Source organism: Azospirillum sp. INR13, assembly GCF_015390205.1.
In the GTDB taxonomy this organism is placed as follows: domain Bacteria; phylum Pseudomonadota; class Alphaproteobacteria; order Azospirillales; family Azospirillaceae; genus Azospirillum.
Window position 1 is genome coordinate 1 of record NZ_VUOI01000047.1, and the last position, 22606, is coordinate 22606.

A 22606-nucleotide genomic window follows, 5' to 3' on the forward strand; every position below is an offset into this window, starting at 1 on the left:
GACAGCACCTGCTCCGGCGACACCTGCGCCCCGAAGACGATCAGCAGAGCCCCCAGGAACGGACCGCCCAACAGGAATGCCGCCAGCCACAGCGGTTCGGCCGACAGCCAAGCGCCGAGCACCGCGCGCGTCCGCTGCGACAGGCGCAGCAACGGCCCCGCCTTGGCGTCCAGCGCTTCGAGGCTGCCGGCCCGCAACTCCGCCACCCGCCGGCCTTCGGCATCGATGAAGACGACCTCCACCTTCATGCCATGGCGCCGGACCGAGGCCCGCACCGAGTCGCCGAGCCGCGTCTCCAGCAGAATGCTGTTGCCGCCCATCGCGGGCAGCGCGTCGCGCACCTCTTCCGGCGGCTCGCCCCACTCGCGGAGCGCCGCCAGGATGACGCGGGGGTCGTCGCAGGGGATCGCATCCATATGGATCACCCGCCCCTGCGGAGCCTTCACCGTCAGGATCAGCGCCTGCTCAACCGGATCATGCATGCCCTCCACCCGCAGACCGCCCTCGGCCACATAGGAGAAGCGCAGGCACCCATCATGGCGGCTGAGCGTGTTCATGGCGGCGGCACCCTTCCGGTCGCGGTCGATGAGATAACCAACAAACCAGCCGGGAGAACGGCCATCGCTATCGCGCGGCGAAAAAGGGGAAGCTCGACCGGACGAAGCCGGAACGCGGGAGGAGGAGGAAGGGGTCGGCCGCCGCTCCGGAATGCCGTTCTTTCGGCTGGCTTTCCCGGTGGCAATCGGGGATTTTCTCCCCCTGCGGGCGGAACGCCCTGGACATCGCACGTCGATGGACGTGCCGGACCGAAGAAGTACCAAGCGGGGAAACGCAATGGACAATGCCGTCGAGACCTATCTGCGCCGGATGGCGGAGATCCGCGGAACCGGCGCGGCAACGGGCGAGACCTCCTATTATGGTGCCCTCGAAACCCTTCTCAACGAAATCGGCCGGACCCTGAAGCCCAAGGTCATGTGCAACGGCCAGATCCGCAACCAGGGCGCGGGGCATCCCGATTTCGGCCTGTACACGCAGGACCAGTGCGCCAAGGGAGAACCGAAGAAGGGCCAGGGCGAGACGCCGGAACGCGGGGTCATCGAGGTGAAGGCGGCCAGCGACGACAGTTGGCAGACCGCCAACGGCGATCAGGTGTCGAAATACTGGAAGCGCTACGGCCTCGTCCTGGTCACCAACTACCGTCAGTTCGTCATCCTGGGCACCGATGACCACGGACAGCCGGCGAAGCTGGAAAGCTTTTCGCTGTACGACACCGACGTCGCCTTCTGGGAAGCGACGCGCAAGCCCCGAACGGTCACCGCGGAACAGCGGACGCGCTTGGTCGAGTTCCTGCGCCGGGCGCTGCTGCTCAAGGCGCCGATCACCACCGCCCGCGATCTGGCATGGCTTCTGGCGTCCTACGCGCGCGAAGCGCTGGCACGGGTGGAGGCGGCGGACCTGCCCGCCCTGGCCACCCTGCAGACCGCGCTGGAACAGGCGCTGGGGATGAAGTTCGAGGGTCCGAAGGGTGCCCATTTCTTCCGCTCGACCCTGGTGCAGACCCTGTTCTACGGCGTGTTCTCCGCCTGGGTGATGTGGTCGCGCCAGCAGCCGCCGGGAAGCAAGGCGGTGTTCGACTGGAAAAGTGCCGGCTGGTCGCTGCATGTTCCGATGGTGCGGAACCTTTACGACCAGGTGGCGCAACCGACCCGCCTGGGACCGCTTGGGCTGACGGAGGTGCTGAACTGGACGGGGGACGCGCTGAACCGGGTGGACCGCCCGGCCTTCTTCTCCGCTTTCGATGCCGGACACGCCGTCCAGTATTTCTACGAGCCGTTCCTGGCAGCCTTCGACCCGGATCTGCGTAAGGATCTCGGCGTCTGGTACACGCCGCCGGAAGTCGTCACCTATATGGTCGAGCGGGTGGACCGGGTGTTGCGCAGCGAGCTCGGCATCAAGGCCGGGCTGGCGGACCCCGACGTCTATGTGCTGGACCCGTGCTGCGGCACCGGCTCCTTCGTGATCGCGGTCCTCGACAGGATCAGGGCGAATCTCGCCGGGTCCGGGGCACTGATGGCCCTGCGGCTGAAGGAGGCGGCGACCAAACGTGTGTTCGGCTTCGAGATCATGCCGGCCCCCTTCGTCATCGCCCATTGGCAGATCGGATTCTTCCTGGCCGCGCTGGGCGTGCCGCTGGACGGGGAGTCAGGGGAACGTGCCGCCGTCTACCTCACCAACGCCCTGACCGGCTGGGAGCCGCCGGCCGAGCCGAAGACCCGCCTGCTGTTCCCCGAACTGGAGGCGGAGCGCGACGCCGCCGACCATGTGAAGCGGAAGGTGCCGATCCTCGTCATTCTCGGCAACCCGCCCTACAACGCCTATGCCGGCATCAGCCCGCCGGGCGAAGACGGGCTGGTCGCCCCCTACAAGGAGGGGCTGGCGAAGGTCTGGGGCATCCGCAAATTCAATCTCGACGACCTGTATGTCCGGTTCCTGCGGATCGCCGAACGCCAGATCGGCGAGCGGGCCGACCGGGGCGTCGTCTGCTACATCACCAACCATTCCTATATCGGCGATCCCTCCTATGTCGTCGCCCGCAAGCGGCTGCTGACCGGCTTCGACCGCATCTGGATCGACGGGCTGAACGGCGACAGCCGCGAAACCGGAAAGCTGACGCCGGACGGCAAGCCGGATCCGTCGATCTTCTCGACCGACTTCAACCGCGAAGGCATCCGCGCCGGCACGGCGGTCGGCCTGTTCGTCCGCACCGCGCGGCACGAGCCGCCCGCCGTCCGCTACCGCGATTTCTGGGGAACCGCGAAACGGGAGGAACTGGCCGCCAGCCTGACCGCCGAGTCCTTCGACGCGGCTTACGGCATCGCGACACCGGATGCGAGCAACCGCTTCTCCTTCCGTCCCGCCGCCGCCTTCGGCGATTACGACCAGTGGCCGCGTTTAAATGAACTATGCATGATCGAACCGATCAGTGGACTGCTTGAGATGAGGCAATGGGCACTCATTGATATTGATCAAGCTAAACTTGCTGATCGGATCAAGAAATATTTTGATAAAAGCCTGTCCTGGGAAACAGTCAGATCCAACAATTTTGGTCCCGTAGAAAATGCAGGAGCGTTCAATGCGAAGAGATCAAGGGAGCTGGCTCTAGAAAAAGAAACTTACCAATCTGACAGAATAAAAAGAATATCCATGTTCCCGTTTGATAATCGCTGGGCTTACGTTACAGATATCGCTGGATTATGGAATAGATCGCGACCCGCGCTCACTATGCACCTTAGAGAGCGCAATTTTTCCATTGTCACACGAATTGCCGGACGCAAGCCAGATGAGAATATTCCCGCGACCACGACAAGCGTTCTCCCAAACTACCATCTGCTTGATCCGAATTCAAAAGCAATACCAAACCGTATTTATGCAGGAAGTCATGATGAAAAGGAACTAAATCTATTTTCATCTTCTCAATCAGGCAGCAGCTCAACAGCCAACCTGTCCCCCCGCGCCCGCGCCTATCTGGCCGGACTTGGCACGGCGGACCCGGACAAGGATGAGGCAGCCGGTTCCTTGCTCTGGCACCATGCGCTGGCCGTGACCTTCTCGCCCGCCTACCTGTCCGACCATGGCGAGGCGGTGCGTCGCGACTGGCCGCGCGTGCCCCTGCCCGCCGACAAGGCGGCGCTGGAGGCGTCGGCAGCGCTGGGGGCGCGGCTGGCGAGCCTGCTCGACACCGAAACGGCGGTGGACGGTGTGGACGGCTTCCCCCTCGACCCGCTCTACACGCCCTTCGGCGTGGTCAGCCGGGCCGGCGGCGGTGTGTTGCGGGAGGCCGATCTCGCCGTGACCGCCGGCTGGGGACGGTCCGACACCAACGGCGTCATGCCGGGCCGCGGCAGGCTGACCGTCCGGACCGCTTACGAACCCACTGTCGACTCGGCGATCCGCAAGGCGCTGGCGAACGCGGCCCTGCCCGCCACCCTGCTGGACCGGCTCGGTCCGCCGGTCGATGTGTATCTGAACGACGCCGCCTATTGGGCGGATGTCCCGACCGCCGTGTGGGAATACCGCATCGGCGGCTATCAGGTGGTCAAGAAGTGGCTGTCCTACCGGGAGCGCTCCGTTCTCGGCCGCACTCTGACGATGGACGAGGTCGAATATGTCACCGGCATGATCCGCCGCCTGACCGCCATCGTGATGCTGGAGCCGGCGCTCGACGCCAGTTACCGCAGGATCGCCGCCGATGCTTTCGCCTGGGGGAAGGCGCTTTGAGACGATCCGGGGCGGCCAACCGCCGCCCCACCCGGCTTTCCTCCCGTAGCGCACCGAAAGGAGCGGTGCGCCACGGCATGCGAAAAGTCCGGCTTCAAGGCATTTCTGCCCCGACCGGACCGGATCACTGCTGGATTTTCCTGGGAATTCGCTTACTCTTCCAACCGTGTGGAAGAGAATGGCGGATGGGGGGAGATTCGAACTCCCGATACCCGTGAAGGTATGCCGCATTTCGAGTGCGGTGCATTCAACCGCTCTGCCACCCATCCGCTGCCCCGTTTGGCGGGGTGGGCGGAACCTATATAAACGCCTGCGGCCGTGCAAGCCTTTTTTGCAGAAAAATGCGAAGCTTTTGGGCCGCATCCCTGTTGACTCCGAGCCCCTCCTGAGTATAGATCGTCGCTCCCATGAACGGGCTTGCGCATCGAACGGTGGGCGAGAAGCCCGCCGTTTGTTTTGACATAGGCAGTGACGACAATGTTTGCAGTGATCCGCACCGGCGGCAAGCAGTACAAGGTCGCCAATGGCGACGTGATCCGTGTTGAAAAGCTCGAGGCCGATGCTGGCGCCTCCATCACGCTCGATGACGTGCTGATGGTCGGCGACGCAGGCAACACCACCATCGGCACCCCGACCGTGGCCGGCGCCTCGGTCGTCGCCGAGGTCGTCGCCCAGGACCGCGGCCCGAAGATCATCGTCTTCAAGAAGAAGCGCCGCCAGAACTACCGCCGCAAGAACGGCCACCGCCAGGATCTGACCGTCCTGCGCATCACCGCATCAACGGCGCGGCCTGATCCGGGTTCTCCGGTCGGGCTTCCAGGCGCATCTTCAGTTTAGGAGCAACACCCCATGGCACACAAAAAGGCAGGCGGCTCGTCCCGCAACGGCCGTGACTCCGCCGGTCGCCGTCTCGGCGTGAAGCGTTTCGGTGGCGAGAACGTCGTCTCCGGCAACATCATCGTCCGTCAGCGTGGCACGAAGTTCCACCCGGGCGAGAATGTCGGCATCGGCCGCGACCACACCCTGTTCGCGATGGCCAATGGCCAGGTTTACTTCAAGCACAGCTCGAACGGCCGCACTTTCGTGAACGTCGTTCCGGCCAACGACCAGGAAGTTCCGGCCGTCGCCGCCGAGTGATCGGGCCGAGTAACCTCTAAGGTCGTTGCGCGGCCTGTGTCGCAGGCCTGCACGCTTGTGGATAAGATCGGGGGACCGGGCGACCGGCTCCCCGATTTTCGTTTTCAGTCCGGTGCCGTCCCGCCGCCGGTTTCCCTTCCGTTTACGGGCAGGTCCCCCGATGAAGTTTCTCGATCAAGCCAAGGTCTTCCTGAAGAGCGGTGACGGCGGTCCCGGTGCCGTGGCGTTCCGGCGCGAGAAGTTCATCGAGTTCGGCGGTCCCGATGGCGGCGACGGCGGCCGGGGCGGGGACGTGATCATCGAGGCGGCGGACGGCCTCAACACGCTGATCGACTACCGCTACAAGCAGCACTTCAAGGCGCAGCGCGGCCATCACGGCATGGGCAGCAACCGCAACGGTGCGCGCGGCGAGGATGTCGTCCTGCGCGTTCCGGTCGGAACCCAGATCCTGGACGAGAACCAGGAAACCGTGCTGTGCGACCTGACCGAGGCCGGCCAGCGCCGCGTCTTCCTGCGCGGCGGCGACGGCGGGCACGGCAACGCCCACTTCAAGACGCCGACCAACCGGGCGCCGCGCAAGTTCCATCCCGGCTGGCCGGGGCAGGAACAGTGGGTCTGGCTGCGGCTGAAGCTGATCGCCCGATGCCGGCCTGCTTGGCCTGCCCAATGCCGGCAAGTCGACCTTCCTGGCGGCGACCACCGCGGCCAAGCCGAAGATCGCCGATTATCCCTTCACCACGCTGGCTCCGAACCTGGGCGTCGTCCGCGCCGGTGACGAAGAGTTCGTCATCGCCGACATCCCCGGCCTGATCGAGGGCGCGCATGAGGGCCATGGGCTGGGCGACCGTTTCCTCGGCCATGTCGAACGCTCGCGCATCCTGCTTCACCTGATCGACGGCACGGCCGACGACGTCGTCGCCTCCTACCGCACGATCCGGAACGAGCTGGAGGCCTATGGCGGCAACCTCGCCGTCAAGCCGGAGGTGATCGGGCTGAACAAGTCCGACGCCCCTGCTGGACGAGGAGGTCGAGGAGAAGAAGAAGGCGCTGGAGGAAGCCTCGGGCGCCGAGGTGATGGTGCTGTCCGGTGCCACCGGCGACGGCGTGAAGCAGGTGCTGTACCGGCTGCTGACGGTCATCAAGGAATCCAAGGCGGAAGAGCCCGAGGTCATCCACGCCCCCGCGACCCGGTCCATCCCGCGCCCGCCGGTCGGCCAGAAGCTGCCCGACGACGGCGAGATGCAGTGGGACGACGAAACCGGCGAATGGGTCGGCGGCGAGGACGAGGACTTCGAGGAGGAAGACCTCGAAGAGGGCGGCCTCGAAGAGGGTGAGGAGCTGGAGGACGGCGACTCGGACGAAGCCCTTGACGAGAGGAGCCGGAGGGCGAAGAGGACGGCTCGGACGACGATACGGACGGAACCTCCCGCCATGGCGCTTGACGCCCCTACCCTTCTCGAATCCCGCCGGCTGGTCGTAAAGATCGGCTCGGCCCTTCTGGTCGACGGGGGAAACCCGGCAAATCCGCCGGGACTGGCTCGACGCCCTGGCCGACGACGTCGCCGCCTGCCGCAAGCGCGGGCAGGAGGTGGTGATCGTCACCTCCGGCGCCGTCGCCTGCGGGCGGGAGCATCTGGGCCTCGTCGGCCGGGCGCTGAAGCTGGAAGAGAAGCAGGCCGCCGCCGCCACCGGCCAGATCCGCCTTGCCCACGCCTATCAGGAAACGCTGGCCCGCCACGACGTCACCGTCGCCCAGGTCCTGGTGACGCTGGAGGACACGGAGGAGCGTCGGCGCCACCTGAACGCCCGCAACACCATCGACACCCTGCTGAAGCTGGGCGCCGTTCCCGTCATCAACGAGAACGACACGGTCGCCACCGCCGAAATCCGCTTCGGCGACAACGACCGGCTGGCCGCCCGCGTCGCGCAGATGGTCAGCGCCGACACGCTGGTGCTGCTGTCGGACATCGACGGCCTCTACACCGCCGATCCACGCAAGGACCCGGACGCCCGCCACATCCCCACCGTGCGCGAACTGACGCCGGAGATCGAGGGCATGGCCGGCGAGCCGCCCCCCGGCTACAGCAGCGGCGGCATGGTGACCAAGATCGCCGCGGCGCGCGTCGCCCTGTCGGCCGGCTGCCGCATGGTCATCGCCAAGGGCAAGCGCATGAACCCGCTGGCCGCGCTGGAGCAGCGGCCGGAGGATGGCGGCGCGCTGTGCACCTGGTTCCTGCCCTCGGCCGAGCCCACCAGCGCGCGCAAGGCCTGGATCGCCGGCCATGTGAACGCCACCGGCGTGCTGGTGGTCGATGACGGCGCCATGCGCGCGCTGTCGCACGGCGCCAGCCTGCTGCCGGCCGGCGTCACCGCCGTGCAGGGCGAGTTCGACCGCGGCGACGTGGTGATCGTCCGCACCCAGGAGGGACGCGAGTCGCCCGCGGCCTGGTCGCCTACAGCGCCGACGATGCCCGCAAGATCCTGCGCCACAAGAGCACCGAGATCCCGGAGATCCTGGGCTATCAGGGGCGCGACGAGATGATCCACCGCGACGATCTGGTGGTGCGGTGACCGGCATGATCAGCCACCCGATCCGCGGCCCGATCCGCGCCGTCCTGTGGGACATCGACGGCACGCTGATGGACAGCGAGCCGTGGCACCAGCAGATCACCGTCGAGGTCTGCCGCGGCTACGGTCATGAGCTGAGCGACGAGGACTGCCGGTCGATGCACGGCGTGGCTTTCCGCGAGATCTACGCCGCCCTGCACGCCCGCCGCCCCTTCCCAATCGACCTGCACGCCTGGGCGGACGAGATCAACGCCCCAGTATGTCGCCAGCGTCCATCGGGTCCGCCCGCGCGAGGGCGCTTTCGCCCTGGTGGAGGCCTTCGCCGCCCGCGGGCTGGCGCAGGCCTGCGTGTCGAACGGCGGGCGCATGATCGTCGACGCCAACATGCGCGCCATGTCGATCCCGCATTTCCGCTTCAGCATCGCCCGCGAGGGACGTCGCCAACGGCAAGCCCCATCCGGAGCCCTACCTGCTGGCGCGAAGATGCTGGGCCTGCCCCCGGAAGCCTGCGCGGTGATCGAGGACAGCCCCACCGGCGCCCGCAGCGCCAAGGCCGCCGGCATGCTGACCATCGCCTGGCCCCAGCACCCCGCCGTGGTGTTCGACACCGTCGACCATCTGGTGGAGGATCCGGCGGCGCTGGATTGGGATGCGCTTTGCGGGTGAGGGTTGCTGCGGCGTGCCCCCACCTATCCTCCCCCGCTCTCAGCGGACCTTCGGTCCGCCTGTCGCGTCAGCACAAAGCATGGCTTTGTGCGAGAGCTGATGCGGGGAAGGGACTGCCGCCACTCTCCCGCATCAGCACTCATCCCCTCCCCCGCCCAGCGGGGGAGGGTTAGGGAGGGGGCTGACTTCGCAAGAAAAGCCCTCAATCCAACGTCCACTTTGCCATCTGCGGAAACGGCGCCAATCCGTTGTTGCCCATATAGGCGAACATCCCCGCATAGCCGGTGAAGCCGGACTGCGCCAGATTGATCAGGCCGAAATGGGTCCCCTGCTCGATCCAGGCCAGCATCGGGTGGGCGCCCTGATAGTCGGTGTATTTGTAGGATCCGGGGAAGAACAGGCATTCCTGCGGCAAGCCCAGATGATGGACGACGGCGTAGGACCAGGCCTGGGACATGAACTCGCCCTGCCGGGCGGCCAAGGTCAGGACCGGATCGGGCGTTCCGTCCCGCGCGGTCTGGTCGGCGAGGATGCCGTCGATGTCGGCCTGCAAGTCGCGACCCAGCAGCGGCCAATACCGGCGCGGCAGAAACGATCATGTGCCCCGCCTCATGCAGCAGGTCGCCCGGCCCCAGCAGGGTTTCGGGATCGGCATGGATCACACCGGCATGGATGTTCACGCCGGGCAGAAAGCCGCCAAGGGCGCCCTCGCCATACTCCACCTGTATGCCGATGCCGCGCAGGAACGCGACGATGGGCTCCAGCGCTTCCGGATGGTACATCCGCCCTCTCCGCCAATTTGAAATCCGGCGAAGATATTCTCGCAACGGGCGCAGTGACGCAAGGCACACACGCGCAACCGCCCGATGCGCGTTGTCGCATCGGGCGGAATGAGCGGGAACGCTATTTCTGGATGTTGACCACCGCCGACACGGGGGCCAGCGCGATCCCGCGGTCGGCCACCGATGTCAGCCACAGATTGAGGCGCTCGATCGTGGTCGGATAGGGGGATGCGAAGCCGACGGCGGCACCGTTGGTCTTGGCAAGCTCCTCCAGTTCGCGCAGCTGGTCGTCGATGGCGCCGCGCGACAGGTCGCGGTCGATGATGCGGTCGCCCAACGCCCGCGGCACGCCGGCCAGATTGGCGAGCGGCCCGGCGACGCTCTTCGGGTTGGCACGGGCATCGACCAGTAGCAGGCCGCGGGCCTTCAGCGCATCGATCACCGGCTGCATCGCCGCCGGGTTGGCGGTGAATTTGCTGCCGGTGGTGCTGGTGATGCCGACATAGCCCACCGCCTTGCCCAGCGACCATTCCAGCCGCTCCACATTGCGGTCGGGGCCGAGCATGGTCAGCAGCGCGTTGGGACCGGGATCGTCGCGCGGGTAGTTCAGCGGCTCCATCGGCACCGACAGCATCACCTCGTGCCCCTTGGTGCGGGCGCGCTCGACCCAGTCGTCGAGCCGCTCGGCATAGGGCAGGAAGGCCAGCGTGATGCCGGGCGGCAGCTTCGCCAGCGCATTGCCGGTGGTGACGCCGCTGAGGCCCAGGTCCGACATGACGATGGCGACGCGCGGACGCTTGTCGGTCGCGGGGAATGGCCGGGCGTAGACCTGCCAGGGCTTGCGCCCGTCCTGGGCGATGCGCGGCAGCGGGCCGCTGCGGCTGTCCTCCACCAGCCCCGGCACCGGTGCCGGGACCAGCGTCACCGCCGCCGCGGGGGCGCCCGGCAGGGGCAGCGGAGCGGCATCGGTCGGCAGCGGTGCCGCCGGTGCGGCGACCTTCGGCTCCGGCTTCGGCGGCGGCGGCAGTGGAGCGACCGCCACCGTGGTCGAGGGTATGGACGCCTGCCACGCCTCCCGCGTCGCGTCGGCGTTCAACGCGAGCCATCCGCCCAGCCCGGCATAGGCGACGGCCACCAGGGCGACGGCACCCAGAAGCGGCCTGGACAACGGCTTGCGAGGCCCCGCCCCGCCACGGATGCGGCGCAGCCAGCCGAGTCCGGGGCGCAGGCCCCGGACATCGAACCGCAGACGACCGAGCAGAGCGGGAGCCTTCACCGTCGTCAGCCCCGGTCAGCGCGCCGCGGCGCGCTGCTGGAACAGGGCGACGCCGCGCAGCAGATCCAGCGCGCGGGCGAGCTGGAAGTCGAAGGGCGGCTCGGCCCCCTCCGCCGCGGCACCGTCGGTCGGCGCGGCACCCGGCGCGGAGCGGCAGGCGCAGCACCGGGAGCGGCCGGAGCCGCACCGGCACCCGGACCCGGCGCGGGCGCCCCAGGATTGGGAGCCGCCGGAGTGCCGGGCGCGGCCGGGTTGGTGGTGGCCGGACGCGGCGCCTTGCTGGCGTCGGGGTTGACCAGCGCACCCTTCAGATCGGCTTCGCGGCGGCGGGACGATGTTCTTGTCCAGATCCTCCACCTTGGCGACATGCACCTCGATGTCCGGGGTGATGCCCAGCTGCTGGATCGACCGTCCGGCCGGCGTGTAGTAGCGCGCCGTGGTCAGCCGCATGGCGCCATGGCCGGGCAGCGGGATGATGGTCTGCACCGATCCCTTTCCGAAGCTCTGGGTGCCCATGATGATGGCGCGCTTGTGGTCCTGCAGCGCGCCGGCGACGATTTCCGAGGCCGAGGCCGAGCCGCCGTTGATCAGCACCACCATCGGCAGGTTCTTGATCAGGTCGCCCGCCTTTGCGTTGAAGCGGGTGCCCTCCTCCGCGCGCCGGCCGCGGGTCGACACGATCTCGCCCTTCTCCAGGAAGGTATCGGACACCGACACCGCCTGATCGAGCAGGCCGCCCGGATTGTTGCGCAGGTCGAGCACGAAGCCCTTCAGCTTGTCGCCCAGCTGCTGCTGCAGGGAGGCGATCGCCTTCTCCAGCCCACTCTGCGTCTGCTCGTTGAAGCTGGTGACGCGGATGTAGCCGATGTCGCCTTCGGCGCGGTAGCGGACCGACTGCACCTTGATGACGGCGCGGGTCAGCGACACGGTGAAGGGCTCGCCCGCCTCGCCGCGGCGGACGGTGACCTTCAGCTCGCTGCCCACCGGCCCGCGCATCTTCTCCACCGCCTCGTTCAGGCTGAGGCCCATCACCGCCTCGCCGTTCAGCTGGACGATCAGGTCGCCCGGCTGCAGGCCGGCGCGGAAGGCCGGGGTGTCGTCGATGGGCGACACGACCTTCACCAGGCCGTTCTCCATCGTCACCTCGATGCCCAGCCCGCCGAACTCGCCACGGGTCTGGACCTGCATGTCCTGGAAGCTTTTCTTGTTCAGATAGCTCGAATGCGGGTCGAGCGAGGTCAGCATCCCGTTGATCGCCGATTCGATCAGCTGTTCGTCGGTGACCTGCTCGACATATTCGGCGCGGACGCGCTCGAAGACGTCGCCGAACAGGTTCAGCTGCCGGTAGGTGTCCGACGAATTGCTGGACTGAGCGGTGACGGTGGCGACGCCGGCGCCCAGAAACACCAGAGCAGCCGCCGTGGCGGCGCGCTTGATCATCCTCATCTACCCTTGTCCTTTCCCCTCCGGGGCGCCGAACCCGCGTTGCGGGTTGATCGGCTGGCCGTTTCGTCGCAGCTCGAAATAGAGATCCGGATTGCCGTCCGGCGGCATGACCGCCAGCGGTTCCCCGCCGGCCACCTTACGCCCGACTGCCGTGTCGATCCGGCCCAAACCCGCAATCAAACTATGATATCCGTTGCCGTGTTCCACGATCAAGATGAGGCCATAGCCCTTGAAGGGGCCGGCAAACACGATCGTGCCGCGCGCGGCGCCACCACAGCGGCCCCGGCGCGGGTCTGGACCGTCACGCCGCGGCTGGTGGCGCCATAGCGGTCGGCCTCGCCGAAGCGGGTGGTCAGTTTGCCGGCGGCGGGCAGCACCATGCCGGCGACCGCCGGAGGACCATCCGGCGCCCTTGCGGCCAGTTCGCGTTCGCGTGCCGCTTCCTTCGCGGCTTCGTCCTTCGCGCGCTTTTCCTCGGCGGCCTTTTGTTCGGCAATCTTCTGCTCGGCGGCGCGCAGTTCGGCCAGCTTGCGTTCGGCCTCCTTGCGCTCGGCTTCCTTCTGGGCGGCGAGGCGCCGCTCGGCCTCGCGCTTCTCCGCCTCGCGCTTGGCGGCCTCCCGGCGCTCCGCCTCGCGCCGTTCGGCCTCGCGGCGGGCGGCGGCCTCGGCGGCGGCGCGGCGCTCGGCCTCGATCCGCTCCATCAGCTGACGCAGGTCGGTGGCTTGACCAGACAGCTCCGCCATGCGCTGTCCGACCTGGACGCGCTCCTCCTCGGTCTGGCGCGACAGCTCCTCGCGCCGGGCGATCAGGCGGTTCATCTCGCCCTGCTTCTCGGCCAGCGCCACCCGCGCCGCCAGCGCCTTGGACCGCTGATCGACCAGCCTGCCGCGGGTGTCGGCCAGCGCGGTCAGCGCCTGCGACAGCGCGTCGGCCCGCGCCTTCAGAGCCGGCACGGCGTCGCGCAGCAGCAGGGCGGAGCGCAGGGTGTCGACCGGACTTTCCGGCCGGGCCAGTGCCGCTTCCGGCGGGATGCGGGCCAACCGCTGCAGGGCGGCCAGCAGGGTGGCGATCTGCTGCCGTTCGGCGTCCAGCCCGGCGGACCGCTCGCGCTCTTCCCCCTCAAGGGCGGTGAGCGTCTCTTCCAGATGGTCGAGCGCCTGTTCCTGCCCGCGTGCCTGGTCGGCAAGTGCAATCAGCCGGCCGCGCAGGTCGTCCAGTTCCGTCTGCAGGGCTTGGGATTGGCGTTCCAGCTGCTGCTGGCGCTGCTTGCCGGTCTGAAGCTGCTGCTCGACGCGCTTCAGCGTATCCTTGGGGGCATCGGTCTGGGCATTCGCCGGCTGGGCGAGGATCAGGCCGGCGACGACCACGAAGCCTTTAACAAACCCCTCCCCCACCCCGGATACCCTCTCCCCCCGCTCACGCGCAAACTCCGTTTGCGCTGACGCGACAGGCGGACCAAAGGTCCGCTGAAAGCGGGGAGAGGGCTGGGTGAGGGGGATGCAGTGCGAGGCGTAGATTGAAAAGCTGATCTACGTACTGAAGATTCTGCATCTCCACGCCACGCGCCCCCCTCACCCCGACCCTCTCCCCGGGGGGAGAGGGGGAATACGGCGTGAAAGAGCCACGCGCCGCCATCCGTTATTCCGCCGCCGCGCGGGCGGCGGTGCGGACCAGCAGGTTGCGGCCGGTCATCTCGGCCGGCTTGGGCAGGCCCAGCAGGTCGAGCAGCGTCGGGGCGATGTCGGCCAGACGGCCGCTTTCGATCCGGGCACCGGCCGGGCCGTTGACCAGCACCAGCGGAACCTTGTCGAGCGTGTGGGCGGTGTGCGGGCCGCCGGTCTCCGGGTCCTTCATCAGCTCGCAATTGCCATGGTCGGCGGTGACCAGCATGGTGCCGCCGGCGCGACGCACCGCGGCCTCCACCTGACCCAGGCTGCCGTCGACCGCCTGCACCGCCTTGATGGCGGCGTCGAGCATGCCGCTGTGGCCGACCATGTCGGGGTTGGCGAAGTTGACGACGATCAGGTCGTACTTGCCGGAATCGATGGCGCCGACCAGCTTGTCCGTCACTTCGGCGGCCGACATCTCCGGCTGCAGGTCATAGGTGGCGACCTTCGGCGACGGCACCAGGATGCGGTCCTCGCCCTCATACACCCGCTCCTCGCCACCGTTGAAGAAGAAGGTGACGTGCGGGTACTTCTCCGTCTCGGCGATGCGCAGCTGCGTCATTCCGGCCTCGCTGACCACTTCACCCAGCACCTTGGTCAGGGATTTCGGCGGAAAGATGGTGGTCATCAGCTTCGCCAGCGCCGACGAATATTCGACCATGCCGATCGCGGCGGCGAGCTTCGGCGCACCGTCGACGGGGAAGCCGTCGAAATCCTTGTCGACGTAGGCGGCCAGGATCTCGCGGGCGCGGTCGGCGCGAAAATTCGCCATCAGGATGGCGTCGCCGTCCTTGATGCCGGCATAGTCGCCGATCACCGTCGGCAGGATGAACTCGTCATGCTTGTCGGCGGCATAGCTCTGCTCGATCGCCTGGATCGGGTCGGCGGCACGCTCGCCCTCCGCCTTGGTCATCGCGGCATAGGCCTTGGCGACGCGGTCCCAGCGCTTGTCGCGGTCCATGGCGTAATAGCGGCCGATGACGGTCGCCACCTCGACGCCCGGCAGTTCGAAGACGTCGGCCATGAACTCGGCCACCTGGTCCTTGGCGCTCTGCGGCGGCACGTCGCGGCCGTCGGTGAAGGCGTGGACGGCCACCGGCACGCCCTCGCGCGACAGCACGCCGGCCAGCGCCGCGATGTGGTCCTGGTGCGAATGCACGCCGCCCGGCGACAGCAGGCCCATCAGGTGGACGCGCCCGCCGGTCTGGTGCATCGTCTTCACGAGATCGTTCAGCGCCTGATTGCGCTCGAGATCGCCCTCGACGATGGCGTGGTCGATCATCACGAGGTCCTGCATCACGACCCGGCCGGCGCCGAGATTCATGTGCCCGACCTCGGAGTTGCCCATCTGCCCCTTCGGCAGGCCGACCTCTTCCTCGCTGGCGTTCAGGAAGGCCTTCGGCTCGGCCGACCACAGGCGGTCCCAGTTCGGGGTTTCGCCCAGCGCAATCGCGTTGTCGGACCGCTCCTCGCGATAGCCCCAGCCGTCCAGAATGCACAGGACGACAGGGCGGGGTCGGTTGGTCTCGGTCATCGCGCTTACCTTTCTCGAAAGGTTGTGGTCTCGGAGTTTCGTGCTTCTCGGCTCCGGCGCTTTCCCTGCTTTCGCACCGGGCGCCGGATGCGACGCCCGGTATCAGGATCTGTGATAGGGGTGACCGGCAAGAATTTGTTGGGCGCGATAGAGTTGCTCCGCAAGCATGCCGCGCACCAGCATGTGGGGCCACGTCATCGGCCCGAAGGCGAGCAGGAAGTCGGCCCGCGCGCGCACCGCATCGCCATGGCCGTCGGCACCGCCGATCAGGAAGGCGAGGTCGCCGGCGCCACGGTCGCGCCAGTCACCGATCTTGGCGGCGAAGCTTTCGCTGGGCAGCGCCTTGCCGCGTTCGTCCAGCGCCACGACGATGGCGCCGGCCGGCACGGCGGCGAGCAGCAGCTCCGCCTCCTGCCGTTTCAATTCGTCGGAGGAGAGGCGCTTCTTCACCTCGACCTCCTTCAGGGTAAAGGGCCAGCTGAGCCGGCCGACATACTCGTCGAACAGGTCGCGGGTCGGTCCGCCCCGCGACCGCCCGACGGCGGCGAGCCACAAACGCATGGTGCGGCCCTCCGCCTCCGGTCCGTCAGGCGCTCAGCCGTGCCGTGCCCGACGGCGTCGGCAGGTCCAGGCCCCACATCTTCTCGATGTTGTAGAAGGTCCGGACTTCCGGCTTGAACAGGTGGACGATCACGTCGCCGGCATCGACCAGGACCCAGTCGCACTGGGTCATGCCTTCCATCTCGACGCCGCGGACGCCGGCCTGCTTCAGCTTTTCGGCCAGCTTCATCGCCATGGCGGCGATGTGCCGCGTGTTGCGGCCCGACGCCACGATCATGTAATCGGCGAAGGTGGTTTTCCCGGCGAGATCGATGACGGTCACGTCATCCGCCTGATCGGCGTCGAGCGACGCCTGAATGAGCGCCTTCAGGTCCTGCGGTTCCAGGATCTGGGGAACGGCGGCTGGCCGCGGAGCGGTCGCGGCCGTTTCGGTGTGCGTGGTGATGGCTCCAACCTCTTGCAACGGTTTCACGACCCGGCGGCCCGTGCCTGCCGGATCGCCGTCGCCGAGGCCGGATGCAAGGGGTTGCGTAAGAACGCCCAGGCCGGCCGCCTGCGGCGCGCCAGCCCTTTTACCCCCGACACGGACACCCGTCGACGGGTGAAACGCTGGGCGGCCTTGCCGCTCAGCGCACTAAGAGAATAGGTGGGACGGGCGAAAACCGCAACGGCCACCGAGTCGAAGATTCGTGTCCAAAGCTTCCAGCGCGGAATTTGTCGCAGATTGTCCGCTCCCATCAACCAAACGAACCGCGTTTTCGGGAAGCGGCGCTGAAGCTTGGCCAGCGTATCGGCGGTGAAGCGGGTGCCGAGCGCGGTTTCGATCGCCGTCACCTCGATCCGCGGATGGGCGGCCACCGCCCGCGCCTCCGCCAGCCTTTCGGCCAGAGAGGACATGCCGGCGGTGGACTTCAGCGGGTTCTGCGGACTGACCATCCACCAGACGCGGTCGAGACCCAGCGCCTTCAGCGCGAACAGGCTGATGTGCCGGTGCCCGGCATGGGCCGGATTGAACGACCCGCCGAGAATGCCGACGGTGAGCCCGGCATAGAGCGGGCCGGAATAGAGATGGGGGGCGCGGTTCGTCCCCGACTTCACCCCGGAGCGGTTACCCTCTCCCCCCTGGGGAGAGGGTTGGGTGAGGGGGCCACGCTTCGAGGATGGTCCGGCAGACGGAACCCCCTCACCCTGCCCTCTCCCCGGGGGGGGAGAGGGTTGCACGGGTGGGAGGGGTTTCGGTCTTACGGCCGCGTCTGGCCATCGCCGCGCACGACATACTTGTAGCTGGTCAGCTGCTCCGCACCCACCGGGCCGCGGGCGTGGAACTTGTCGGTGGAGATGCCGATCTCGGCACCCATGCCGAACTCGCCGCCGTCGGCGAACTGGGTCGAGGCGTTCCACAGCACGATGCCGCTGTCGACGCGGGACAGGAACCGCTCCGCCGCCGCCGGATCCTCGGTCAGGATGGATTCGGTGTGGTGGGAGCTGTGGGTATTGATGTGGTCGATGGCCGCATCCACCCCGTCCACCACGCCGCAGGCGATGATGGCGTCGAGATACTCGGTGTCCCAATCCTCCGGCGTCACCGGGGTCACGCGCGGATCGACGGCCTGGGCCGCCGCATCGCCGCGCACGGCGCAGCCGGCGTCCAGCAGGTCCTTCACCAGAAGCGGCAGAGCCTTGTCGGCGATGGCGCGGTCGACCAGCAGGGTCTCGGCGGCGCCGCATATGGAGGTGCGGCGCATCTTGGCGTTCAGCACCACCTTGCGCGCCTTCTCCAGGTCGGCGGCGGCATCGACATAGACGTGGCAGTTGCCGTCCAGATGCTTGATGACCGGAACCCGGCTCTCGTCGGCGATGCGTTGGATCAGCGACTTGCCGCCGCGCGGGATGATGACGTCGATGTAATCGCGCATCGTCAGCATGTGGCCGACGGCGGCACGGTCGGTGGTGGGGACCAGTTGGATCGCCGCCTCCGGCAGTCCGGCCTCGCGCAAGCCCTGGACCAGGCAGTCGGCGATGGCGCGGGACGAGCGGATGCTCTCCGAGCCGCCGCGCAGGATGGCGGCGTTGCCCGACTTCAGGCAGATGCCGCCGGCATCCGCCGTCACGTTGGGCCGGCTTTCATAGATGATGCCGACGACGCCCAGCGGCACGCGGACGCGCTGGATGCGCAGGCCGTTGGGCCGGGTCCATTCGGCCAGCACGCCGCCGATGGGGTCGGGGAAGTCGGCGATGTCCTCCAGCCCCTTGGCCATCGCCTCGATGCGCGTGTCGTCCAGCATCAGCCGTTCGCGCATGGGGCCGGACAGGTCGCGGGCGTTCGCCATGTCCTCGGCATTCGCGGCCTTGATCTCGGACGCGCGGGCGCGGATGGCTGCCGCCGCCGCCCTCAGCGCCCGGTCCTTCGACGGCCCTGGCACGGTCGCCAGCGTGGCCGCGGCGGCGCGGGCGGCGCGGCCGAGGGCGATCATCTGGTCGTGCAGGGCGTCGGTGGTGTCGAGCAGGGCGGACATGGAGGTCTCCGGACACTCTATCCGTTGAAGGGACGACGACCTTAACGAATTGTTCGGGGTTGCGAAAGCCGCGCGGTTGTGGGACTTCGGCGTTGCGGTATGGGCGGGCGTGTGCAAAACGCAACGCGCCGGTCCTGCCGGATCATGGTTTTCGGGTAAGGTGACATGCTGACGCTGCTGCTGATCGTCTCCGCCTTTTTCGCGGGCGTGCTGAACGCCGTCGCCGGAGGCGGCAGCTTCCTGACCTTCCCGGCGCTGATCCTGGCCGGCGTGCCGCCGCTGAACGCCAACGCCACCAGCACCGTCGCCGTGTCGCCCGGCGCGCTGGCCAGCGCCTATGGCTACCGGCGGGAACTGGGGCGCATCCGTGAGATCCACCTGCCCTCCTTCCTCGGCATCAGCCTTGTGGGCGGGCTGCTGGGCGCGCTTCTGCTGCTGTGGACGCCGCAGCGGACCTTCGAGGCCATCGTCCCCTGGCTGCTGCTGTTCGCGACGCTGCTGTTCGCCGTCGGGCCGAAGGCGTCGGCCTGGATCCGCCGCACCTGCACCATCGGCCACGGCACGGTGCTGGCGGTGCAGTTCCTGATCGCCGTCTATGGCGGCTATTTCGGCGGCGGCATCGGCATCCTGATCCTGGCGACGCTGGGCGTCTTCGGCCTGACCGACCTGCATGCGATGAACGGGTTGAAGTCGCTGGTCTCCGGCTGCCTCAACGCGGTGGCGGTGGCGGCCTTCGTCGCCGGGGGCGCCGTCTATTGGACGGAGGCGCTGATCATGCTGGTCGCCGCCATGGCCGGCGGCTATGCCGGCGCCTCGGTCGCCCGCCGCATCCCGCCGCCTTTCCTGCGCAAGGTCGTGATCCTGGTGGGTGCCGCGATGACCGTCTATTTCTTCGTCACCAAAGCCTGACCCGAACGGAGCCCCCGGCATGACCGCCCCCATCGACCGCAACACCCTGCCCTACCGCCCCTGCGTCGGGATCATGCTGCTGAACGGCCGCGGCAAGGTGTTCGTCGCCAGACGCTGCGGGTCGGAGGCCGACTGGCAGATGCCCCAGGGCGGGGTCGACGACGGCGAGGACGTCCGCACCGCCGCCTTCCGCGAGTTGGAGGAGGAGATCGGCACCGCGAAGGCGGAGTTCATCGCCATGACCGCCGCCCCCCACCGCTACGACCTGCCCGATGAGCTGCTGGGCAAGGTCTGGAAGGGCCGCTGGCGCGGGCAGGAGCAGATGTGGATGCTGGCCCGCTTCACCGGCGACGAGGCCGACATCCGGCTCGACACCGGCCATCCGGAATTCGATGCCTGGAAATGGATCGACGCGGAGGAACTGCCGGGCCTGATCGTCGCATTCAAGCGCCCGGTCTACGAATCGGTCCTGGCGGAATTCCGCCCGCTGATCGCGCGGGCAAAGGGCTGACCCACATACCCCTGCTCCGATCCCGGCGGCATGTCCCAATTTTGACTGCGGTTATCCCCAACTTCTCAACGACGCCCCGTCCATCCATCACTTCCGCTTAACGAATCCTTGAGACGCCTTCTGGCAACGTCGCTGCTGCAACCGGAATGCGCAAGAGTGCGTCTGCTGTGGACGGAGGGGTGGCGTGTCGCTGATCAAGTGGACGGAGGAGGATGGCGGGCGGATTCGCCTGGGCCTGCCCAGCGACCTGGATTTGCCCATGGCGCAACCTCTGCTCGACAGCCTGCGCGCCGCCTTCAAGGCGTCGGCGGACGTCACGGTGCAGGCGGACGCGGTGGAGCGGATCAGCGCCGCCTGCATCCAGGCGCTGGTCGTCGCCGCCCGTGACGCGGCCGACCGCGGGGCCGCCTTCGTCCTCGCCGCCCCGTCCGAGGTCCTGTCCGAAGCGTGCGAGGATCTGGGTCTCGCCGCCTGGCTGAAGCAATGGAGCCGAGCGTGAAGAAGAAAGTGATGACGGTGGATGATTCGCGGACCATGCGCGACATGGTGTCCTTCACCCTGCGCGGCGCCGGCTACGACGTGGTGGAGGCCGCCGATGGCCAGCAGGCGATGAGCGCCATCGCCACCAACAAGGTCGATCTGGTCATCACCGACCTGAACATGCCGGTGATGGACGGGCTGACCCTGATCCGCAGGCTGCGCGCCATTCCCGCCCACCGCACCCTGCCGATCCTGATGCTGACCACCGAAGCGGACGAGAGCAAGAAGTCGGAGGGCCGGGCCGCCGGAGCGACCGGCTGGATCGTGAAGCCCTTCAACCCCGACAAGCTGGTGTCGGTGGTGCAGAAGGTCTGCGGCTGACCCGCGGCGGACGGTAAGGGCAGCGGACGGTAAGGAGGGTAGAGCCGTGGACGATCTCAGCCGCTTCAAGCAGACCTACTTCGACGAAAGCGCCGAACTCCTGGCCGTCGCCGAGGCCGGGCTGCTGCGCCTCGCCCCCGGCGAGATCGACATGGACGAGGTGAACGCGATCTTCCGCGCCGTCCATTCGATCAAGGGCGGCGGCGGCGCCTTCGGTTTCAACGACCTCGTCGCCTTCGCGCACGAGTTCGAGACGGTGATGGACGGCGTGCGCAACGCCGAGATCCCCGTCACCACCGGGCTGGTCGACACGCTGATCCGCGCCAACGACGTGCTGGCCCGCCTGCTGGCCCATGCCGCCGACGAGACCGACGCGCCGGCCGGCACCACCGACGACACCGTCGCGGCGCTGCGCCGTTTCCTGCGCAAGGCCGAGGCCCCGGCGGAGGAGCCTGCGGCGCCCGCCTCCGCATCCGCCCTCTATCCCGACGACGAGGATGACGAGGCCGGCATCTTCGGCGACGCGCTGGCCGCCATCCAGGCCGCACGCGACGACCAGCCCTCCCCTCCGATTTCAGGCCCCGTGCCGGAGGGAAAGGTCCGCTGGACCATCGTCTTCCGCCCGAAGGCCGAACTGCTGCTGTCCGGCAACGAGCCGACCTACATGCTGCGCGCCCTGCGCCGTCTCGGCGACGCGGAGGTGGTCTGTCACCTGGACAAGCTGCCCTCCCTGCGCGACCTCGACGCCGAGCTGCTGCATTTGTCCTGGACGGTGACGCTGCTGGCCGACCCGCAGGTGGACCGCGCCCAGATCGACGACGTGTTCGAGTTCGTCGCCGACGACTGCGACATCCGCATCGGCGCCGAGGCGCCGCCTCCCGCCGTCATCCAGGCGGCCGAGCCTCTGCCGGCCGCCAACCTGCCGAAACCGGCGGCACCCGCCTCCGCGCCGGCCGCAGCGGCGCCGGCCGCCACCTCCGGCTCCCCCGGCGCCGCGAAGGCCGCCGACGTCGCCAAACGCGGAAACGGCGGCGGCACGAGCGGCGACCATTCTGGGCCGACCACCCACACCATCCGCGTCGACCTCGACAAGATCGACCGGCTGGTGAACATGGTCGGCGAGATGGTCATCACACAGGCGATGATCGCGGAGCATCTGCGCGACCTGCCGCCCGGCCAGTTCCAGGAACTGCTGGAAGGGCTGGAGAGCCTCGCCCAGCACACCCGCGAGCTGCGCGAGAGCGTGATGTCCATCCGCGCCCAGCCGGTCTCCAGCGTCTTCTCCCGCATGCCGCGGCTGGTGCGCGAATGCGCCGCCGCGACTGCCAAGGAAGTGATGCTGGTCACGTCGGGCGAGACGACGGAGGTCGACAAGACGGTTGTGGAGAACCTCGTCGACCCGCTGACCCACATGATCCGCAATTCCATCGACCATGGGCTGGAGGGACCGGAGGAGCGCGAACGCATCGGCAAGCCGCGCGCCGGCACCGTGCATCTGTCCGCCGCCCACCGGTCCGGCCGCATCGTGATCGAGGTGACGGACGACGGCCGCGGCATCAACCGCGCCAAGGTGCTGTCCAAGGCCATCGAGAAGGGGCTGGTCCAGCCCGGAGCCACCATGTCCGACGAGGAGATCGACCACCTGATCTTCCTGCCCGGCTTCTCCACCGCCGATCAGGTGTCGAACCTGTCCGGCCGCGGCGTCGGCATGGACGTGGTGCGGCGGAACATCTCCAGCCTGGGCGGGCGCATCGGCGTCTATTCGACGCCGGGCGAGGGCTCGCGCTTCGTCCTGTCGCTGCCGCTGACGCTGGCGGTGCTGGACGGCATGGTGATCTCGGTGGGGGAGGAGCGCTTCGTCCTGCCGCTGACCAACATCGTGGAAAAGCCTGCG

General features: G+C 68.0%; 21 protein-coding genes, 1 tRNA gene and 3 pseudogenes. 13 read left to right on the forward strand and 12 right to left on the reverse strand.

Going from position 1 to position 22606, the window contains the following annotated elements; translation table 11 throughout:
• Positions 1-557, reverse strand: a 557-nt coding sequence (locus F1643_RS20465) for a hypothetical protein (RefSeq protein WP_194915128.1), incomplete at its 3' end; no start/stop codon positions are given.
• A 277-nt stretch (positions 558-834) separates the two neighbouring features.
• Between F1643_RS20465 and F1643_RS20470 the strand changes: the two genes are divergently transcribed.
• A complete protein-coding gene (locus F1643_RS20470) occupies positions 835-4278 on the forward strand; it encodes a type ISP restriction/modification enzyme (RefSeq protein ID WP_194915129.1) in 3444 nt (1147 codons plus the stop codon).
• A gap of 179 nt (positions 4279-4457) precedes the next feature.
• On the opposite strand, the gene F1643_RS20475 is transcribed toward F1643_RS20470, so the two are convergent.
• Positions 4458-4547: transfer RNA gene (locus F1643_RS20475), tRNA-Ser, on the reverse strand.
• A 208-nt stretch (positions 4548-4755) separates the two neighbouring features.
• Between F1643_RS20475 and rplU the strand changes: the two genes are divergently transcribed.
• The 6 genes and pseudogenes from rplU (at position 4756) to F1643_RS20500 (ending at position 8649) form a co-directional block, all read left to right on the forward strand.
• Entirely contained in the window at positions 4756-5115 is a 360-nt protein-coding gene (gene rplU, locus F1643_RS20480) for a 50S ribosomal protein L21 (RefSeq protein ID WP_194915130.1), read from the forward strand.
• Between the two features lie 12 nt (positions 5116-5127).
• Positions 5128-5415 (forward strand): 50S ribosomal protein L27, encoded by a 288-nt coding sequence (gene rpmA, locus F1643_RS20485; protein ID WP_063635180.1) that lies wholly within the window; start codon positions 5128-5130, stop codon positions 5413-5415.
• A gap of 160 nt (positions 5416-5575) precedes the next feature.
• Positions 5576-6582: pseudogene (gene obgE / locus F1643_RS20490) on the forward strand (GTPase ObgE); the annotation flags it as partial.
• Between the two features lie 264 nt (positions 6583-6846).
• A pseudogene (gene proB / locus F1643_RS20495) lies at positions 6847-7986 on the forward strand (glutamate 5-kinase).
• Positions 7987-8054: 68 nt separating this feature from the next.
• Positions 8055-8135, forward strand: a pseudogene (locus F1643_RS25160) (HAD family phosphatase); the annotation flags it as partial.
• Between the two features lie 157 nt (positions 8136-8292).
• The gene (locus tag F1643_RS20500) at positions 8293-8649 is read left to right on the forward strand and encodes an HAD-IA family hydrolase (RefSeq protein WP_370540734.1); all 357 of its coding nucleotides are present in this window, start codon (positions 8293-8295) and stop codon (positions 8647-8649) included.
• 202 nt (positions 8650-8851) lie between these two features.
• On the opposite strand, the gene F1643_RS20505 is transcribed toward F1643_RS20500, so the two are convergent.
• Positions 8852-9202, reverse strand: coding sequence for a hypothetical protein (locus F1643_RS20505; protein WP_194915132.1), 351 nt, complete (start codon positions 9200-9202; stop codon positions 8852-8854).
• Positions 9203-9260: 58 nt separating this feature from the next.
• Here F1643_RS20505 and F1643_RS20510 point away from each other — a divergent pair, with 58 nt between their 5' ends.
• Entirely contained in the window at positions 9261-9452 is a 192-nt protein-coding gene (locus F1643_RS20510) for a hypothetical protein (RefSeq protein ID WP_206692596.1), read from the forward strand.
• A gap of 100 nt (positions 9453-9552) precedes the next feature.
• On the opposite strand, the gene F1643_RS20515 is transcribed toward F1643_RS20510, so the two are convergent.
• The 9 genes from F1643_RS20515 to F1643_RS20550 form a co-directional block, all read right to left on the reverse strand.
• Entirely contained in the window at positions 9553-10707 is a 1155-nt protein-coding gene (locus tag F1643_RS20515) for a divergent polysaccharide deacetylase family protein (protein ID WP_194915136.1), read from the reverse strand.
• Positions 10708-10722: 15 nt separating this feature from the next.
• Positions 10723-12153 carry a S41 family peptidase gene (locus F1643_RS20520; protein ID WP_255543120.1) on the reverse strand — a complete coding sequence of 477 codons (1431 nt, stop codon included), beginning with the start codon at positions 12151-12153 and terminating at the stop codon, positions 10723-10725.
• Complete coding sequence (locus tag F1643_RS24140; RefSeq protein ID WP_370540735.1) at positions 12154-12360, reverse strand: peptidoglycan DD-metalloendopeptidase family protein; 207 nt, start codon at positions 12358-12360, stop codon at positions 12154-12156. It abuts the gene before it with no gap.
• A gap of 2 nt (positions 12361-12362) precedes the next feature.
• On the reverse strand, positions 12363-13547 hold the full coding sequence (locus F1643_RS20525; RefSeq protein WP_255543122.1) for a murein hydrolase activator EnvC: 1185 nt from the start codon (positions 13545-13547) through the stop codon (positions 12363-12365).
• A 244-nt stretch (positions 13548-13791) separates the two neighbouring features.
• The gene (gene gpmI / locus F1643_RS20530; protein ID WP_194915138.1) at positions 13792-15354 is read right to left on the reverse strand and encodes a 2,3-bisphosphoglycerate-independent phosphoglycerate mutase; all 1563 of its coding nucleotides are present in this window, start codon (positions 15352-15354) and stop codon (positions 13792-13794) included.
• Between the two features lie 102 nt (positions 15355-15456).
• The gene (gene rlmH, locus F1643_RS20535; RefSeq protein ID WP_149222254.1) at positions 15457-15915 is read right to left on the reverse strand and encodes a 23S rRNA (pseudouridine(1915)-N(3))-methyltransferase RlmH; all 459 of its coding nucleotides are present in this window, start codon (positions 15913-15915) and stop codon (positions 15457-15459) included.
• A 25-nt stretch (positions 15916-15940) separates the two neighbouring features.
• On the reverse strand, positions 15941-16387 hold the full coding sequence (rsfS, locus tag F1643_RS20540; protein WP_111066995.1) for a ribosome silencing factor: 447 nt from the start codon (positions 16385-16387) through the stop codon (positions 15941-15943).
• A complete protein-coding gene (locus F1643_RS20545; protein ID WP_194915139.1) occupies positions 16384-17013 on the reverse strand; it encodes a nicotinate-nucleotide adenylyltransferase in 630 nt (209 codons plus the stop codon). The genes rsfS and F1643_RS20545 overlap by 4 nt, the downstream gene beginning before the upstream one ends.
• Before the next feature lie 143 nt (positions 17014-17156).
• Positions 17157-18431: a glutamate-5-semialdehyde dehydrogenase gene (locus F1643_RS20550; protein WP_194915141.1), complete on the reverse strand. Its 1275-nt coding sequence runs from the start codon at positions 18429-18431 to the stop codon at positions 17157-17159.
• A gap of 165 nt (positions 18432-18596) precedes the next feature.
• On the opposite strand from F1643_RS20550, the gene F1643_RS20555 reads away from it, so the two are divergent.
• The 5 genes from F1643_RS20555 to F1643_RS25165 all read left to right on the forward strand — a co-directional run.
• Positions 18597-19340, forward strand: a complete 744-nt coding sequence (locus F1643_RS20555) for a sulfite exporter TauE/SafE family protein (RefSeq protein ID WP_194915143.1) — start codon at positions 18597-18599, stop codon at positions 19338-19340.
• Positions 19341-19359: 19 nt separating this feature from the next.
• Entirely contained in the window at positions 19360-19851 is a 492-nt protein-coding gene (locus tag F1643_RS20560; protein WP_194915145.1) for an RNA pyrophosphohydrolase, read from the forward strand.
• A gap of 184 nt (positions 19852-20035) precedes the next feature.
• Positions 20036-20350 (forward strand): STAS domain-containing protein, encoded by a 315-nt coding sequence (locus F1643_RS20565; RefSeq protein WP_194915146.1) that lies wholly within the window; start codon positions 20036-20038, stop codon positions 20348-20350.
• Entirely contained in the window at positions 20335-20712 is a 378-nt protein-coding gene (locus tag F1643_RS20570; RefSeq protein ID WP_194915147.1) for a response regulator, read from the forward strand. Before F1643_RS20565 ends, F1643_RS20570 begins: the two co-directional genes overlap by 16 nt.
• 46 nt (positions 20713-20758) lie before the next feature.
• On the forward strand, positions 20759-22606 hold a 1848-nt coding region (locus F1643_RS25165), incomplete at its 3' end, for a chemotaxis protein CheA (RefSeq protein WP_194915148.1).

What these genes read in the sequence shown, in the direction of transcription:
- F1643_RS20470 (WP_194915129.1), top strand. Translation starts at nt 835, where the DNA reads ATGGACAATGCCGTCGAGACCTATCTGCGCCGGATGGCGGAGATCCGC.
- rplU (WP_194915130.1), top strand. Translation starts at nt 4,756, where the DNA reads ATGTTTGCAGTGATCCGCACCGGCGGCAAGCAGTACAAGGTCGCCAAT.
- rpmA (WP_063635180.1), top strand. Translation starts at nt 5,128, where the DNA reads ATGGCACACAAAAAGGCAGGCGGCTCGTCCCGCAACGGCCGTGACTCC.
- F1643_RS20510 (WP_206692596.1), top strand. Translation starts at nt 9,261, where the DNA reads ATGCAGCAGGTCGCCCGGCCCCAGCAGGGTTTCGGGATCGGCATGGAT.
- F1643_RS20520 (WP_255543120.1), bottom strand. Translation starts at nt 12,153, where the DNA reads ATGAGGATGATCAAGCGCGCCGCCACGGCGGCTGCTCTGGTGTTTCTG.
- gpmI (WP_194915138.1), bottom strand. Translation starts at nt 15,354, where the DNA reads ATGACCGAGACCAACCGACCCCGCCCTGTCGTCCTGTGCATTCTGGAC.
- rlmH (WP_149222254.1), bottom strand. Translation starts at nt 15,915, where the DNA reads ATGCGTTTGTGGCTCGCCGCCGTCGGGCGGTCGCGGGGCGGACCGACC.
- F1643_RS20550 (WP_194915141.1), bottom strand. Translation starts at nt 18,431, where the DNA reads ATGTCCGCCCTGCTCGACACCACCGACGCCCTGCACGACCAGATGATC.
- F1643_RS20555 (WP_194915143.1), top strand. Translation starts at nt 18,597, where the DNA reads ATGCTGACGCTGCTGCTGATCGTCTCCGCCTTTTTCGCGGGCGTGCTG.
- F1643_RS20560 (WP_194915145.1), top strand. Translation starts at nt 19,360, where the DNA reads ATGACCGCCCCCATCGACCGCAACACCCTGCCCTACCGCCCCTGCGTC.
- F1643_RS20570 (WP_194915147.1), top strand. Translation starts at nt 20,335, where the DNA reads ATGGAGCCGAGCGTGAAGAAGAAAGTGATGACGGTGGATGATTCGCGG.